Source organism: Xanthobacter versatilis (genome assembly GCF_043193975.1).
Classification (GTDB): domain Bacteria; phylum Pseudomonadota; class Alphaproteobacteria; order Rhizobiales; family Xanthobacteraceae; genus Xanthobacter; species Xanthobacter autotrophicus_E.
The window spans coordinates 90742-107034 of sequence record NZ_JBAFVB010000014.1 but is presented as its reverse complement, the minus strand read 5'-3'; the positions used below and the strand labels follow the sequence as shown (position 1 = coordinate 107034).

At 63.8% G+C, this 16293-nt stretch carries 9 protein-coding genes, 1 tRNA gene and 2 pseudogenes; 3 read left to right on the top strand and 9 right to left on the bottom strand.

Annotated elements, in window-relative coordinates; all coding sequences use genetic code 11:
- Nucleotides 1-27: 27 nt before the first annotated feature.
- The 4 genes and pseudogenes from V5F66_RS20925 to V5F66_RS20910 all read right to left on the bottom strand — a co-directional run bounded on the left by V5F66_RS20925 (nt 28) and on the right by V5F66_RS20910 (nt 4967).
- Nucleotides 28-659: pseudogene (locus V5F66_RS20925) on the bottom strand (tyrosine-type recombinase/integrase).
- 268 nt (nt 660-927) lie between these two features.
- Nucleotides 928-1461 (bottom strand): restriction endonuclease, encoded by a 534-nt coding sequence (locus V5F66_RS20920; protein WP_394094653.1) that lies wholly within the window; start codon nt 1459-1461, stop codon nt 928-930.
- Complete coding sequence (locus tag V5F66_RS20915; RefSeq protein WP_394094652.1) at nt 1461-2339, bottom strand: nucleoside 2-deoxyribosyltransferase; 879 nt, start codon at nt 2337-2339, stop codon at nt 1461-1463. Before V5F66_RS20915 ends, V5F66_RS20920 begins: the two co-directional genes overlap by 1 nt.
- A gap of 471 nt (nt 2340-2810) precedes the next feature.
- The gene (locus V5F66_RS20910) at nt 2811-4967 is read right to left on the bottom strand and encodes a KAP family P-loop NTPase fold protein (protein WP_394094651.1); all 2157 of its coding nucleotides are present in this window, start codon (nt 4965-4967) and stop codon (nt 2811-2813) included.
- Nucleotides 4968-5163: 196 nt separating this feature from the next.
- Between V5F66_RS20910 and V5F66_RS20905 the strand changes: the two are divergent.
- A pseudogene (locus tag V5F66_RS20905) lies at nt 5164-5334 on the top strand (IS3 family transposase); the annotation flags it as partial.
- A gap of 456 nt (nt 5335-5790) precedes the next feature.
- Here V5F66_RS20905 and V5F66_RS20900 read toward each other — a convergent pair.
- The 3 genes from V5F66_RS20900 to V5F66_RS20890 form a co-directional block, all read right to left on the bottom strand.
- Nucleotides 5791-7152, bottom strand: coding sequence for a hypothetical protein (locus V5F66_RS20900; RefSeq protein ID WP_394094650.1), 1362 nt, complete (start codon nt 7150-7152; stop codon nt 5791-5793).
- Nucleotides 7153-8026: 874 nt separating this feature from the next.
- Nucleotides 8027-8103: transfer RNA gene (locus tag V5F66_RS20895), tRNA-Arg, on the bottom strand.
- Nucleotides 8104-8648: 545 nt separating this feature from the next.
- A complete protein-coding gene (locus V5F66_RS20890) occupies nt 8649-9326 on the bottom strand; it encodes a GntR family transcriptional regulator (protein WP_012112548.1) in 678 nt (225 codons plus the stop codon).
- A gap of 295 nt (nt 9327-9621) precedes the next feature.
- Here V5F66_RS20890 and V5F66_RS20885 point away from each other — a divergent pair, with 295 nt between their 5' ends.
- A complete protein-coding gene (locus V5F66_RS20885; RefSeq protein ID WP_394094649.1) occupies nt 9622-10992 on the top strand; it encodes a malonyl-CoA decarboxylase in 1371 nt (456 codons plus the stop codon).
- A 61-nt stretch (nt 10993-11053) separates the two neighbouring features.
- Nucleotides 11054-12583: a malonate--CoA ligase gene (locus tag V5F66_RS20880; RefSeq protein WP_394094648.1), complete on the top strand. Its 1530-nt coding sequence runs from the start codon at nt 11054-11056 to the stop codon at nt 12581-12583.
- Nucleotides 12584-12668: 85 nt separating this feature from the next.
- Here V5F66_RS20880 and V5F66_RS20875 read toward each other — a convergent pair whose 3' ends face one another.
- Nucleotides 12669-13553 (bottom strand): transglutaminase family protein, encoded by an 885-nt coding sequence (locus V5F66_RS20875; RefSeq protein ID WP_012112545.1) that lies wholly within the window; start codon nt 13551-13553, stop codon nt 12669-12671.
- A 180-nt stretch (nt 13554-13733) separates the two neighbouring features.
- Nucleotides 13734-16241 carry a circularly permuted type 2 ATP-grasp protein gene (locus tag V5F66_RS20870; protein WP_393999605.1) on the bottom strand — a complete coding sequence of 836 codons (2508 nt, stop codon included), beginning with the start codon at nt 16239-16241 and terminating at the stop codon, nt 13734-13736.
- Nucleotides 16242-16293: the final 52 nt, after the last annotated feature.

Below are 16293 nucleotides of genomic sequence, written 5' to 3'. Positions count from 1 at the left end.
GCGCCCTGCTCGGATGGCCGCCCAACGTCAGATTTCAGTGCGCTCTGCCAGCAGCAGAGCGTCCTCCACGTCGACGCCAAGATATCGGACTGTATTCTCAATCTTGGAGTGACCGAGCAAGATCTGGATGGCGCGGATGTTGCCGGTCGCTTTATAGATCATGGACGCCTTCGTGCGACGGAGCGAGTGAGTGCCATATTCCTCTGGGCGTAGGCCGATCGCGGTGACCCACTCGTCGACCAGGCGAGCATACTGCCTTGTGCTCATGTGGCGCGCGTGATCGATGCGGCTCGGAAAGGCATAGTCCTCAACGGTGCCGCCGCGCCGCTCCAGCCAAGCCAGCATGCTCGCTCGTACATCGCTGGTGATCTCGAACTGGACTGGCCGCCCTGTCTTCTGCTGCACGACGATCGCGCGAGTCCTGATCTCCGGACCGGCGACCAAGTCACGGATCCTGATCTTCACCAGGTCGCAGCCGCGAAGCTTGCTGTCGATGGCCAGATCGAAAAGCGCGCGGTCACGAATGCGTCTTTCGCGATCAAGGAAAAACCGAATTGCCCATATCTGTTTCTGGGTGAGAGGGCGCTTGGTGCCGACCAGCTTTCCGCATTCCAAGCTGCACGCTCGCGACTGGCATCATCAAATTGAGAATGGCCCATGTGAGTTCTCCTTGGCCTTGATTGGCCGACGGAGAAACGTCGAGGCGCACTACCACACAGGGGCCGGGAGCGGAACGGCCGGTTTTGGAGAGCATTCGGGGGAAGCTGCCGTTCGGCCGCATATGTGAAAATGGCTTCGCATCCGTCCCGGGCAAGACTGCCTTTGGCGAGCAGACAGCTACGCTTACATCTGCCCTCACACCGAAAGCTTTATTGCCTGACTTCTCATCCACAGCGAAGTGCGAAAGAGCGCTTCGCCTCTTTAGGCTTAGAGGCCTCCCATCCCCATCACGAACCGGCCGAATTTGGTCTTCAAAAGGACAAGCAATTCGTCTGTTGAGGTAAGGGCCTCAATTTCATTGCGTGTTACGACTATGACAATAAGACCACAAAGAAGAAATTCTTCCCTCAGGTGCGCGTGGGCGGCCGTTTTGGCGGCAGCATCGCCTGTAATCCCGTTGGCGGCCACAAGCAGGCCAAATTTCATTCCAAAAGTCCTTAATTTTGATGTAAATGCACGGCAAGTCGCCGCATTCACTGGGGTCTCCCAATTCTTGCACTCGATAACGAGATAGGGTGGAAGAAACGGAAGTCCATCCGGATGACAGTTGTTAGACAGTAAAAGATCAATTTCACAAGATCCGGCCGCATCTTTGGCGTTCTTGTAGATAAGTGTAACGCCACTGAATAAGCAAAGAGTAGCGCGGACCACTTCTTCAAGTGCGTCACCCTTCTGGTCTGTGCTCCCTGCGTCACCCGTGGCGAGCTGCGCGATGATTTGTTGTTGTGGGATAGCGACCATCACATAAGCCCGTGCGCAGCGCGGTTGCGAAGATCACGCACATACCAACCCAGGCGGCCATCGGTTGTGAGCGCTACGAAATGATCGACTGAAAGCCAAAACACGTTCGGCGACTTGAACCTAAACGAGAGTGGCGGTTCTCGCTCGGTGAGCAAGAATCCGGACTTTATTCCGCTCACACTCATGAACTGACGTAGTTGAGCTTCGACTTTTCGTGCCTGAGCTGGCGAGGCGTCGCGCTTTATCTCAATTACGGCCGGGTCAAGAAGCTGTGGTTCCTGAGCGGCCAGCCAGATTAACAAATCCGGTCGCAGCTTGGTGTCCTGATTGGAAGGCTCCACTATGGCACTTCCCCCTGCTAACTCGATAACATCGAAGACCCGCTTCTCGAGATTGCTGTGAGGCTCAGACAAGATGGTTGGGGGGAATTCGGATCTAGGCAGCACAGATCTATGTTGGGGCGGCTTTAAATGCCCCCTCTCAAAGATATCCTCGTGTGGCGTCGCTAGAAAAGCGTCCAGCTGAAAGCCGAGCTTACCGCTTTCCCTAAGTCCAACTTCCACAACGAGAAACAACGATTGAACTGCGGGGTTGACCCGTTTGTTAGTCGCAAGCGCGAGAACCGGCTTTCTCAGGCCCTCCGCAATCCCGATCTCATACATGACACGGTAGTCACTTCGGCTCCCGTCGAAGATGGCGATCAAGAAATCGCACCGGTCGATTGCGATTGCAGGGCTCAAATCGCCAGGTGCGGCTGTTGCCGCCCAATTCCAGGCAATAGCTCGCTCGTCAAGCAGCACCGTCAGAGCGCCAAGGTCAATTCCGAACGGTGCCGAAATATAGCAGCGGTGATAATGCCGCGTAGGTCCAGTGAACATTCCAGTATACTCCGATGCCTCTATTCCGACCTTTTCCGCCGCGGGTCAATTTCGCTTGGTAGCGCGCGCCTGGTGCCAACGCTGCAGGGGCTAATGATGTCTCAGTGCACTACCAATGCGTCTGCAGTTGCGTGGATTCGTTTTAAAGCAGTTAGATCTCTTTCGGCTAGTCCCACTATCGCTATGCGACGAAGGACAGCTTTTTGGTACGCCGACCAGAAACAACCTTTCCGCTTTCCACCCCGAGCCGGTCGGTGCCGCGGGAGATCCCCTTCACCCGCGCAACGGCGCAATCGGGGCCGGGAGCGGACTGTCCGCTATTGGGTTACTTCAATCGAGAAGCGGACATGTCGCCGATAAATGTCTGTGGCGGAAACTGACCCGTTGCGGGCGCTCGTCAGCTCTGCTTTTGGGGGGCAACCCATAGAGCATGATAGCGCCGCGGCTCGCGGCGCCTGCAAGGTGCTACGATCAATCGCCGAAATCGCCTCGATCTGATTGCGTCCACGCCCCCTCAAATGCCTCCAAGGCGCCACGGCTGTCCACATCGAGATTCGCGTTCGCTAGGAGTTCAGCGATCCTGGCCCTAAAAGCGCTGGGATCGACCAACGCCTCGACGGTGCCGCGGTTGAGGTGCGTGATGCGCCGGGCCACGACGTCCCCGGCGGCATGGGTCCATCCGGTCGCCACAAACGAGCGCGCTAAAGCGACCACGACGGCATCATCGACAAGCTGCTCGGCCAGCCACCCGCGCACGCGCTCGACGCCCCCGTCTCCGATGAGGTCCCGCCAACGAAACAGCTTCGACACAAAGTCGGGAAGCTGAACGAAAGTGCCCTCGGCAGCAGCCACTTCGACCCGCGCGAGGGCCAAGGCCCGGAGCCGCTCCGCCGCCTCGGCACTGGTCAGAGGCTCATCGCGCTGACGTTCCCGTTCCTTAGGCTCATGCTGCCCAACGCAGCGAAGAGCAAAATTGACAAGCCAGCGGAGGGACGCATGCTTCGCCGCCTCTTCCAAGACCGCATCGCGCTCCGCGACCGCTAGGCGCTCCCCGACCAACCTGTTGAGCAGCGAATGGATGCGGATTTGGTTGTCGCCGATAGCTAAGGCCCCGGCCTGATCGGCTTGGACATCCAATTCGTCGGCGATGCTGAAGATCGCGGTTACCAGCGGACTGATATTCGCTTCGGGCACCTGTGACGCACGGAACGTCAGCTCGTCCAGGAGAATTGCCGCTCGGGTGCCCCTGCGGCGCCGCGGAGTGGCCAGCGCTTGACGTAAGGCTTCCCGAACGAATTTTCCGTCGCCCGAATGGGCGATGAAAGCTTCGATTTCGGTGGCCGGCGCGACTTGGTCTGACAAGGCGAAACGGAAATAGGGGTCGAAGTGGGCTTGCACACAGATGCGGCGCTGGAGGCGCCACTCTTGCCCGAAATCGGCGCCGTAAAAGCGGTTGCTCCAAGCGTTTTCCAGCGCAGGGAAAAGACGCATGAGAGCTTTGCGGAGGTCCGGCTGTTTGGCCTCCGGAACGCTAGCTAGCAGGCGTCGGTCGCACTCGTCCTTAGCCAGCGCATGCGGTTCGAAGCCGAGCTGGTGACCGCAAACCAACGCCTTGTTGTTATAGATTGCACGATGGACCTGCGGCCAAAACAGCCGGAACGTCTCGACGGCCAGGAAGTCCGCTTGGTCCACGTCACCCGCCACGGCCGGCCAAGTCACCTCCAGCGCGTTGGTCAAGCGCACCACATCCCGCGGCCGCGCGATATTCGGTGCGACGACGTCAAAGAAGATGTTCATGAACCGTGTCAGCCGGTCTTCTTCGACATCGCCCATGATGCGGCTGACATTGCCAAGCAGCAGATTGCGAAGGTCGTCCGCCTCCGGCGGCGGCAGTTCGAATGTCGCCTGGATGATCTTCTCCAGGAAGTGGGCGCCCTCGGACGGGAAGCGCTCCGCGACAGCTGCCTCGGTCAGCTCGCGGTCAAAGACCATCAGGTAGATGACGTTGGGCAGCCGGCCGACCGACTTCACCAGCTTGAAGATCAGAAGCGCGTCGTCGGCGCTCAAGCGGTCAAGGTCGTCGATAATGACGAGGTAGCGCTTATTGGATTCTCGCAACGCCTTGGCAAGCTCAGCATGCTCCTCCTGCACAGTACGGCCTCCGCCGAGCAGGTCACTGACGAATTTCGTTGCTCCTCCCGACAATCCACCGGCCACCCCGGCGGTGGCAAAGTTCATCGCTGCCTCGATCAGAGGGCTAGCGCTTCCCAGCTTGCGACCAAGGGCCTGGAACGCTTCCTTTGCCTTGTCCGGTAGCGACTTGCTGATCGCCGAGCCGAGTTCGCTGAAGAAGGCCAAAGCCAAGGTATCTGCGCCACTAAACCACCACGGATTGAATTCGAGGAGGGTAAGATCTCCCGCTCCCTTCAGGTCTGCCGACGCGAGGTGGTATTTGATGAGATTGACGGCACTACTCTTGCCCGATCCCCAAGGGCCATGTACCCCAATTACCAATCCCTCAGGCGAAACTAGTGCTGCGATGCTCTTAGCAATAGCACGGGCGAAAGGATCGAAACCGAACGCGTCTTGGTTCGGCCTGTCGATCGGGTGGTCGGCGCTCAGTGACATGGTAACAGGATGACCTTCGTTCGCGCTGATAGATGGCGCAGCACTTGCGGCCTTCGGATCGGCGTTTTGGGAGGCGCCTCGACCGAACCAGCGTCGCCAAATCATAATCTGCCCCCCCTCACTTCCTCGTTGTCAGGCGTAGCTTGGCACACGTGGGGACGTCGCGGTGTGGCCGCAAGTGAACCATCGGGAGGCGGCGCCCGTGACCATCCCGATGCGGCCAAACGAACGCTGGTCGCTCGACTTCGTATCGGACCAGCTCACCTGGGGTCGCCGCTTCCGCATGCTCACCGCGGTGGATGACCGGACCCGGGAAGGCCTCACCCTGCTGGCACACACGTCGCTCTCCAGCATCCGTCAAATCCGTTTCGTATCGAAGTCCCGCGCGACTATGCTGCCGGCGAGTGGCTGGGGTCCACATCGCTCGCTCCAAGATGGCCTGAACAACTCTCTGGAATCACGAGCGCGCCAGCAGCTCAACCCTTTCGGGACGGGCTCTTAGATAACGTGCGAAGTATAACGTGTTTTATTTGGGAATAAGCCAACTTATAATTCTTTGGCACTTGTTTGAAATAGTATACTTGTACCGAGGTGGAAACTGCCTTTTGGCTGGATGGAGGAAGAGCGCCCTCACCGCCTCCGAAATGTGGCTTCAAATGCTCAATTGCTCCGCACTTGCGAGGATGGAATTTCTAATTTGATAGACCGGCGTAAAATCGAACTGATTTCAGTATGCAATAATTTTCTCGCAAATAAAATGGTCATGATCTAAAAATTATTTAGCTATTATTGTCCGTCTGTGCGTAAATGCGTTCGGATAAGGCTATTTCTTGAGCAATTCTGGGTCGCGCGCCTGCGGCGTCGCACCCGCCCAACTAAGCGATGCAAAGAGGCTGTGCCTCGCGAGCGCCTCGGCATGACTTCTCATTCTGGTCCAGTCGTGACCAATCTTGTCGCTGGTTCCGTGAATCGCGCGACTGCGGCCGTCGCTGTAGATTGTGTCGACGACCACCTTCAGGGTTGGCCCGCCTGGGTAGATTGAATCAGCCCCCTTTGCACCGAGGCGGGCCTCGATTACCTCCAGGATGGCCCGCGCCTTCTTGCCCCCGCCGAGCGCGTCGAGTGACGCTGCGAAGTCGACTACCGCCAATAGGTCGTTGCGTTCTCTGCATCCTTCATGAAACCACAGCAGCGACTGCATAAGCGCGTTCATCAACTCGGGACGAGCGACGCCACCGTCCGAGCTGACGAAGTAGGCCAGCACCTCTCCCGCCGCGGAAAAGAAGTTCGCTTCCCTGGCGAGCGTCTTATTCAAATCAGACGCGCTGATCGAAGGACCGCTTGGCCTTCCGATCATGCGCGACCCCTGTAGAATGATCTTGCTGGGAACGAACCTGAGCATCCGTTCTTTTCGCATACCCTGGTCGATTCGCAGGTTCATGCCACTCAGTGCCTTCGCCGACTGCTCCCAGAGCATCGCCATGCAGGTCAACCCGAGACGCGCCGCCGACAGAGCGAACTCGCGGCTGGCCTCCCCCGACAGACCGTTGAGCTTGACGGAGCAGACGAAACAGGTATTCCCGAGGATATCCAGGATGTCGCGCTCCCGAATGTTGTCGACGTTTTTCCTGCGCGGGCGCAACTTGGCTCCGCCCCAGGCGCGCGCTATGCGGCGATGCATCGTCTCGCTGATGCCGCCGTCCGTGAGCTTTCGATCGAGCCACTTTTCCCTAGTCTCGAACGTGACGGGGCCGATGTTGAAAGTGGGGAGATCGCGTACGTCCAGGAACGTGGTGCCGAAAGCGAACTCCGACTGACCGAGGCCCGCGATCAACGAGGTGATCTCGACATTCAGCCCCGCCAGGACGCTAGCCGCGGACGTGCTCACGGGATCCGAAGTCTTGACATTCATTAGCAATGGTCCGATCGCGGAGCGCAACCAACTACGCCATTCCTCTTCGCGGACATTCTTTACGAGCTCCGGCTTCTCGGCCTTGAGAATGCTCGCGAGCTTCGTGATGTTGTCGTCGATGGCCTTGTCTATCTGAATCGTCTCCCCGTTTCCCGCCGGCAGCAGCCTTGGCAAGCCGAACGGGTCATTCTTCGTCAGATCCTCCAATGTCCGGGTTTGCGCGGCGATCAAGTCGGAAATGATCGCTTCGACCAATGTGGCTTTGTCCACCATTTTCCCCCCAGACTATGTGCCAGTTTCTGATGCTGTCACTGGAGCTTGCGTTGATATCGTAATCGGTAGGGACAGAAAATGTCTGGAATGGCCGCCCGGGGTTTGGGATCGAACGCTGGAGGTTGGCGGTGACGGAATAGAATCTGGAGCCACGGCTAGGCTCGATCCACCCGTCCAGATGCTCCGCAACGCATCGGTGCAGAGGTCCGCTTCTTGGCGATGAGCCCGAGTCCGCTCATGGCGCAAAGGTGCCGACGTGCCTCGACTGGCAATGTCCGCTTTTGGGCCGCGGAGGTTAACAGATCGATGGCCGAGATGGGGGCGCAAAGCGGACATCGCTGGAAGGGCAGTCGAGGTCGGCCAAGGGTCACTTTGAGTCTTCCAAACAGCGCTACCCTCTTCGGCCGATCGTTAGGGCTCGACAAATTCTGAAGCGCAGTCCCGTTAAAAGCGGCAGCAGGGACGGCGGTTGCGGTTGCTGTGCCCCATCATTTAGATCGGCAGGATGGCGCCCTCTCTCGCACGTCGCATCCGTCACGGAGATTGCTCAGATCGGCGAACAAGCAGCGAGAAGTGAGGGCGAGGGCTGGGCCGCAGGATGAAAGACGGAGGCTATCCTAGGGCTTTTAAACGAAGACTTGATCGTGGCGGAGGGACGACATCGACGTCTACCGACCTCATGACAAACCAGAGGCCCTGGCAGCACGGATTGCCAAGCCGAGCATCTCATAGACCATTGAATTTGGAGTAGACGGGATTCGGATGCAGGAACGACCCGCGCCACGTCCATGCCAAGGCGTGCCAATCAGCTTCCGGCACGAGGACAAAAACGGGGCGCCTGCCACGCAAACACCAAAGCAACTTTTAGTTGCAATGGCGCACCCGACACGATTCGAACGTGTGGCCTCCGCCTTCGGAGGGCGGCGCTCTATCCAGCTGAGCTACGGGTGCCTGCTGCTTACGCAGTGCTTACTCGGATTTGCTGCGAAAGTTAAGCTCCATGAGCTAACCCTCGCAAGTCATTGAACTCAAAAACGTTTTTCTTCACACTTTTCGCATCGGCCGGCTTGACACGTGCCTTCGGAGGGCAGCGCTCTATCCAGCTGAGCTACGGGTGCCTGCTGTTGATTCAGGGCTTACGTGGATTTTCCGCAAGAGAAAAGATCTCCCGGACCATCCCTGCACGGCACTGAACTTGGTAAGACACTGAACTTGTGAACTTTTGCCTTCTCGCCTGACACATCGGCCGGAGCGGCATCCGCCGGTGGAAGGCGATGCTCATCCGGATGGTGGACCGGCGGGTGACGCGGGCGTCACTTCGGCCTTCATACTGGAAGCCGTCGCGGGCGGCAACAGGCGTCGGGACCGGCGGTCGCGACATCCCCAATGGATCTGGCGGACCTCGGCTCGATCGCCCGCGCTTCCGGGCGAGAATCCCGCGGAATATCCGGCCGGAAGATTCTCTCCCCTGACCCGGCGCCGTCTCCGTCCCGAGTTTAGAGGGCGCTCGCCGACGAAGCCTCGGCTTGCGCCTGCAAGGCTGCGAGCAGAGCCATGAAGCGCTCGCCCTGGACCTGCACATGGGCGCGCATCCGCTCCGCAGCCCCGACGCCGTCGCCTTCACAAAGCGCCGCCATGATCGCCTCGTGCTCGGCGAAGGACGCTTCCAGGCGACGCGGGACGTCGAGCTGCAGCCGGTTATAGGGCTGCAGCGCACGCTGCAGGCGCGAGGCTTCGCCATGAATCACGCGATTGCCGGTGGCGGCATGAATAGCGGCGTGGAACGCGGCGTTGGCGCTGTAATATGTTGGAACATCTCCACCTGCGAGCGCAGCGCCGCAGGCGGCATGGGCGCTGGCCAGTGCGGCGCGATCGGCATCTCCCATGCGCTGGGCGGCCAGACGCGCGCAGGCGACTTCCAGCTCCTCCATCAGCTCGAAGGATTCCAGAAGCTCGCGCGGGCCGAGCAGCACCACGAAGGCGCCGCGGCGGGGGCGGATCTCGATCAGGCCCGAGGCGGACAGCTGGATCAAGGCCTCGCGGATCGGCGTCCGCGATACGCCGAAGCGCGCGGCCAGCCCCACCTCGTCGAGCCTCTGTCCCGGCCGCAGCCGGCCGGAGACGATGTCGTCCTCCAGCGCCTCCCTGAGCCTCGGGGTCCGCTCGCCACGCACGATCCCGCTCCGTCCGCTCCACCGTCACTGGCCGGCATCAGGGATGCAGTCAGCGAAATCTTGCATACAAGATTATTGACAAGGAATCCAATCTGCATTTCAAGTCATGCATGTCAGTCGCTGATGTCGCAGTGCCCCATCTTTCCGGGCGGGAGCGTCCACGCTGCACGGCGGCGGGACGCCCTCAGCCGAAAGAGAAGGGGCGTGCGGCGCACGCGCGCCTTGCCATTGCCGGCTTCCCGCTCTCCCATAGGCGCTCCGACAGCGGGCTCTGAGACCACGGCGGGGCGATGCGATGAGTTCCAACACTTCCTTCTTCGGCGACCTCCTCACCTCCATCGCGGAGCGCGGGCGCTCGCTGCTCGACCGGTCGAGCCGGGTGTCCGGCGCGACCAAGGCGGCGACGCTGGTGGAGCGCTGCGAGCAGCTTCTCTCTGGCCGGGGCGAGGCCTCCGGCGTGGCTTTGGCCTCTGACATCCTCGACCGCTATGCCCGCATGAAGACCGGCGAGCGCATCGCCTTCTTCGAAGCGCTGGCGGAGACCTTCGGGCCGGACCGGGCGCGGCTCGAAAAAGCCATCGAGAGCTATGGCCGCACCGGCTCCGACGCGGCCGCAGCGGAAATCCACCTCGCCAGCGAGCCGCGCCGGCAGGAGCTGTTCCGCCGGTTCAACCTCGGGCCCGGCGCCACCCTCTCCCTCGTGCGCATGCGCGAGAATCTGATGGACGCCCTGGTCCATCGCCGCGATCTTGCCACCGTGGACCGGGATTTCGGACACCTCTTCTCGTCCTGGTTCAACCGGGGGTTTCTCGTGCTGCGCCGCATCGACTGGTCGACGCCCGCCAACGTGCTGGAAAAGATCATCCGCTACGAGGCGGTGCATGCCATCCGCGACTGGAACGACCTGCGCGCCCGCGTGGATACGCCGGACCGGCGCTGCTACGCCTTCTTCCACCCCGCCCTGGTGGACGAGCCACTGATCTTCGTGGAAGTGGCGCTGATGAAGGACATTCCCGGCGGCATCGCCCCGGTGCTGGACCAGGCCCGCGAGCATCTGGAGCCGGAGAAGGCCACCACCGCGGTCTTCTATTCCATCTCCAACTGCCAGCGGGGGCTCGGCGGCGTTTCCTTCGGCAACTTCCTGATCAAGCAGGTGGTGGAGGAGATTTCCCGCGAAATCCCCTCGCTCTCCACCTTCGTCACGCTCTCCCCCGTGCCCGGCTTCCGCGCCTGGCTAGACGCCGAGCGCAAGGCGGAGAACTCCCCTGCCCTCACCGCCCTCGACCGAGAGGCTTTGGCGGCGCTCGATACCCCGGACTGGGCCGAGAAGCCGGAGACGCGCGAGGCGCTGGTGCCGGTGCTCTCGGCGGCTGCGGCCTATTATTTCCTTGTCGCCCGCACCACCAAGGGCAAGCCGGTGGACCCGGTGGCCCGCTTCCACCTCGGCAATGGCGCGCGGCTGGAGCGCATCAATCCCATGGGCGACCTCTCGCCCAAGGGCATCGCACAGGCCGCCGGGCTTATGGTGAACTACCGCTATGTGCTGGCGGACATCGAGAAGAACCACGAAGCCTTCCTCGGCAAGGGCGAGGTGGTGGCGAGCGGACCCGTGAAGAAGCTGCTGAAGGCCGAGGCCGCCAGCCGCGCGCTCGTTCCCACCTCCTGAGGCAGGACGGACCAAACCAGATCGGTTCCCGGAAGAAGGGGCCGATGGCACGAGAGAAACCATGAGCGACAACCATCTCTTCGGCGCCATCCGCGCCGCCATGCCCGCCCTCGACGCCCCGCTCGCCACCCTCATGGACGGACGGGTGGAGACCTATGGCGACGCGCTGGCGCTGTCCGCCCGCCTCGCCCACCTGCTGGTGGCGCGGGGCGTGAAGCCCGGCGACCGGGTGGCGGTGCAGGTGGAGAAGTCCTGGCCGGCCCTCGCCCTTTATCTCGCTACGGTTCGCGCCGGCGGCGTCTACCTGCCGCTCAACACCGCCTATACGCTGAACGAGGTGGAGTATTTCCTCTCGGACGCGGAGCCCACGCTCTTCGTCTGCCCGCCCCACATCGAGGCCGAGGCCCGCGCCCTGGCGACACGCCTCGGCGTGCCCTCCGTCGAGACCCTGGGCGCCGACGGCACCGGATCGCTGACGGACGGGGCGGCGCACCTGCCCACGGAGTTCGCCGATGTGCCGCGCGGGCCGGAAGACCTCGGCGGCATCCTCTACACCTCCGGCACCACGGGCCGCGCCAAGGGCGCCATGCTGAGCCACGACAACCTGCTCTCCAACGCCCTGACGCTGAAGGACGAATGGCGGTTCACGGGCGACGACGTTCTGCTCCACGCCCTGCCCATCTTCCACACCCACGGGCTGTTCGTGGCCTCCAACATCGTGCTTCTGGCCGGCGCCGCCATGGTCTTCCGCGCCAAGTTCGATCCGCGCGAGGCGCTGGAGCTGATGGCGGCAGGCACGGTGACCAGCCTGATGGGCGTGCCCACCTTCTACACCCGCCTCCTCGACCAGCCCGGCCTCACCAGGGAGGCGACGGCGAAGATGCGCCTGTTCGTCTCCGGCTCGGCGCCGCTTCTGGCGGAGACCCACCGCGCCTTCTTCGAGCGCACCGGCCACGCCATTCTCGAGCGCTACGGCATGACCGAGACCGGCATGAACACCTCCAACCCCTATGACGGCGAGCGCATCGCCGGCACGGTGGGCTTCCCCCTGCCCGGCATCGTGCTGCGCGTCACCGATCCGGAGACCGGGCGGGTGCTGCCCACCGATGACATCGGCATGATCGAGGTGAAGGGACCCAACGTCTTCAAGGGCTACTGGCGCATGCCGGAGAAGACGGCGGCGGAATTCCGCGACGGCTTCTTCATCACCGGCGACCTCGGCAAGATCGACGCCCGGGGCTATGTGCACATCGTCGGCCGGGGCAAAGACCTCGTCATCACCGGCGGGTTCAATGTCTATCCCAAGGAAGTGGAAGGCGAGATCGACGCCATTCCCGGCGTGGCCGAAAGCGCGGTGATCGGCGTGCCCCACCCCGATTTCGGCGAGGGGGTCACCGCCGTGGTGGTGAAGGTGGCGGGCGCCAGCCTGACCGAGGCCGACATCCACGCGGCGCTGGAGAGCCGGCTCGCCAAGTTCAAGCAGCCCAAGCGCGTGTTCTTCGTGCCGGAGCTGCCGCGCAACACCATGGGCAAGGTGCAGAAGAACGTGCTGCGCGAGACCTACAAGGACATCTTCCGCGCCGTGGCGTGATCGCCCTCATGCCACGGCGCCGGGGCTTTGACCGGCACCGGGAACGTTCAGGCGCCGAACGGGCGGGCGGCAACGCGTGCCGGCGTCACCGCACCACAGGAGCCACGTCCACGCCTACGGACAGGCGATGGTCGCCCGAGGTGACGATCACCCCGTCCACCGGGGCCACGTCGGCATAGTCGCGGCCAACCGCGAGGATGATGTGGTCGTCCCCCACCGGAATGGCATTGGTGGGGTCAAGGCCGATCCAGCCCGCCTCCGGCCCGCACCAGATCTCGACCCAGGCGTGGGTGGCGTCCGCCCCTTCGAGGCGCGGCTGGCCTTCCGGCGGGATGGTCCGCAGATAGCCCGACACATAGCGCGCCGGCAGGCCGAGGCCGCGCAGGCCGGCGATCATCACCTGGGCGAAGTCCTGGCATACGCCGGCCTTGGCGGCAAACGCCTCGTGGGGCGGGGTTGCCACATGGGTGGCGCCGGGCTGGTAGGTGAAATCCTCATATACCCGATGCATCAGCTCCAGCCCGCCCTCCAGCACCGGGCGGTCGCCTCGGAAGCTGGTGGCGGTCCACTCGGTGATTTCGGAATCGAGCGGCACGGCGCGGCTCGGGAACAGGCCGTGGGCCGCCGCATCCGGGCCGAGGTCCGCCTCCTCCAGCGCCGCCGCGCGCACATCGTCCACCAGCAGGGTCTCGGCCGGGTCGGGCAAAGCGGTGGAGGTCACGTCCACCCGGCTGCGCGTTGTGAGCGAGAGATGGCCGTGGGGCTGGTCGATGGTGAGCCAGGTGAGGCCGTTGCCGAAGAAGTCGATGCCGTGCTCCAGCTCCGCCGGATCGGGATCGATGTCGAGGATGTGGGCGATGACATGCTGGTGGCCGATGCGGTCCACCGGCGTCATGCGCAGCACCTGCCGCACCACCCGCACGGGCACCTGATAGCTGTAGGTGGTGGTCTGGCGGATGTCGTAGAGCATCTCTTCCTTCCTCGCGGATCCCTCGGACGGGGCGCATCCGTGACCCGTTTCGCTCGATCTCAGCGCGGGCCAGAGCGCTTTGCGCTCGCTCCGGCTCACGTCAATCGCTCTAGACTCTTGACCCAACGCGTTTTCTTCACGCGAACCGGTGCCCGCTTCGCTTGAAAGCGCTCCAGGCGCTCACATGGAAAGCGAGTGCGTCATCTCCGGGGCGTGGCCCTGGAGGAAGTAATGGGCGGCGATCTCGTCGGACAGCTCCATCAGCATCTTCTCCATGGCGTCGAACCAGGATGGCTCGAAGCTCTCCGCCGTGCTCGCGGCCAGCTCTGCCTGCATGCGGGCGACAAGGCGCTCCCACAGCGGCGGCGGCGCGTCCTGGTCGCGGCCCGGCAGCACCTTCAGGTGGTTGGCCATGCGATGCACCTGGAACGCCACCGAGCGCGGATTGTCCGGATCGAGCAGCACCAGGTCGAGCACCGGCCCGCGCGCTTCCATCATCACGTAGCGGGTGCGGTAGGTGATGAGGCTGTCCGCGACCTGCAGCAGCGCATCGAGGGAGCCGAGCGGCGCACCCGCCTCGCCGAAGGTGCGGGCGAAGCGCAGGGTGCCGATGGCCCGCTCCGTGCGCCGGCCCAGCTCCAGGAACCGCCAGCCGGTGAGCCGGTTCATGTTCTCCGAGGCGAGGCCGTAGAAGGCTGCGATGATGCGCAGGGCGGCATCCGCCCGCTCCGCCGCGTCCGCCTCGGACGGGGCATTGGGGATGGGCGCGTCGACGCAGGCCTCAAGGTCCACGAGCGCCCGCCAGGCGTCGGGCGAGAAGCGGTCGCGGATCACCGAGGCCGAGGCCCGCGCCGCCTGCACCAGTTGCGGCAGGGCGCCGGGCACGTCGCGGCGGGTGAGCACCGCCACCGCATAGCGGGCCGGAGTGGCGCGGGCGAGATCGCGCGGCATGGCGCCCCAGGCGCCCAGCAGTCCGAGCAGGCGCGTGACCAGCGGGCTGGTGCCGCTGTCGCCGCTTTCCGCCAGCCGCCCCACCAGCACCCGCGACAGGCGCAGCGTCGCCTCGGCGCGCTCCACGTAGCGCCCGAGCCAAAACAGATTGTCCGCCGCCCGGCTCGGCAGCGTGCCGGAGGAGCGCCGCACCTTCACATTGGTCGAGCTTGGCAGCAGGGTGGTGTCCGACACCGCCTCGTCAGCCAGCACCCAGACATCCGCCGAGCGGTCGCCCTTCTGCATGGAGACGGCGCGGGCGTCGGGCGCGGAGGAGATGCGGCAGAAGCCGCCGGGCATCACCGTCCAGCCCTTGTCGGTGGCGGCCAGGAAGACGCGCAGCATGAACGGGCGCGGCGTGAGCTTCTCGCCGGTCCACACCGGGGTGGTGGACAGGCGCGCGATGTCCTGGCCCACCACATCGCCGCCGCGCCGGGCAAGCAGGGTGGACAGGCGCCGACGATCGGTGGCGGTGAGGTCCGCGCCCAGCACCGAGCCGCCATCCGGCAGGCCCGGCAGGGCGCGGCCGAAGGCCGAGGAGATGACCAGCTCGTCCAGATGCTCCATCACCTGCGCCCGCTCGGCGGGCTGGCCGCACCACCAGGTGGCCACATGGGGCAGCTTGAGCGGCCGGCCGAAGACGCGGGTGGCGATGCGCGGCAGGAAGGCGAGCAGGGCCGGCGCCTCGATGAGACCGGTGCCCAGCGCATTGGCGAGCGACACCCCGCCCATGCGCACCGCCTGCACCAGGCCCGGCACGCCGAGCCGCGAGCCGGCATTCAGCTCCAGCGGATCGGCGAAGTCCGCATCCAGTCGGCGCAGCAGCACGTCGATGCGCCGCAGCCCCGCCACCGTGCGCACATGGAGCGTGTCGCCGCGCACGGTCAGGTCCTCGCCCTCCACCAGCAGGAAGCCAAGATAGCGGGCGAGCAGCGCGTGCTCGAAATAGGTTTCGTTGAGCGGGCCCGGGCTGAGCAGGCCAATGCGCCCCTCCCCGGTCCGGTCGAGCTTCATCAGCGAGGTGCGTAGCGCCTGGAAGAAGGATGCGACGCGCTGCATGTTGAGGTTGCGCGACACGTCCGGCAGGGCGCGGGTGGAGGCGAGGCGGTTCTCCAGCGCGTAGCCGGCGCCGGATGGCGCCTGGGTGCGATCCGCCAGCACCCACCAGCGGCCGTCTGGGCCGCGCCCCACATCGGCGGCATAGACCCGCAGGAAACGCCCGCCCTCGGGCTTGATGCCAACCAGAGGCCGCAGGAATTCAGGGCTGCCGGCCACGGCGGCGGCGGGCAAATCGCCATCGGCGACGAGATGGCCAGCGCCGTAGAGATCCTGCAGCACCACTTCGAGAAGTTCGGCGCGCTCGATGAGGCCGGCGGAGAGCGCCTGCCAGTCCGCATCCTCGATGAGCAGCGGCATGTGGCTGAGCGACCACGGCCGCTCGCCGCCGCCGGTATCGTCATAAACGCGGTAGAAGACCCCCGAATCGCGCAGATAGCGGTCGGCGGCGGAGAAGCGCCGGCGCAGCTCGTCGGAGCCGAGTTCCGCAAGGGCAGCAAGAAACGGCATCCAGTGGCGGCGCGGCTGGCCGTCCTGGTCCATCATCTCGTCGCGGATGCCGGGCAGGGTCCGGTAGCCCCCGATGAGGCTTTCCGCGGCCGCCCGTTCAAACACCTCGCTCCGCTGCTCCGCCCCCGACACGACTACCCCTTCCAGGGCCGGATTCGGTGTGGGCGGAATGTGCGCAGCGATC

Coding starts and splice junctions, on each gene's coding strand:
- V5F66_RS20910 (WP_394094651.1), bottom strand. CDS start 4,967: ATGTCACTGAGCGCCGACCACCCGATCGACAGGCCGAACCAAGACGCG.
- V5F66_RS20885 (WP_394094649.1), top strand. CDS start 9,622: ATGAGTTCCAACACTTCCTTCTTCGGCGACCTCCTCACCTCCATCGCG.
- V5F66_RS20900 (WP_394094650.1), bottom strand. CDS start 7,152: ATGGTGGACAAAGCCACATTGGTCGAAGCGATCATTTCCGACTTGATC.
- V5F66_RS20880 (WP_394094648.1), top strand. CDS start 11,054: ATGAGCGACAACCATCTCTTCGGCGCCATCCGCGCCGCCATGCCCGCC.
- V5F66_RS20920 (WP_394094653.1), bottom strand. CDS start 1,461: ATGGTCGCTATCCCACAACAACAAATCATCGCGCAGCTCGCCACGGGT.
- V5F66_RS20915 (WP_394094652.1), bottom strand. CDS start 2,339: ATGTTCACTGGACCTACGCGGCATTATCACCGCTGCTATATTTCGGCA.
- V5F66_RS20875 (WP_012112545.1), bottom strand. CDS start 13,553: ATGCTCTACGACATCCGCCAGACCACCACCTACAGCTATCAGGTGCCC.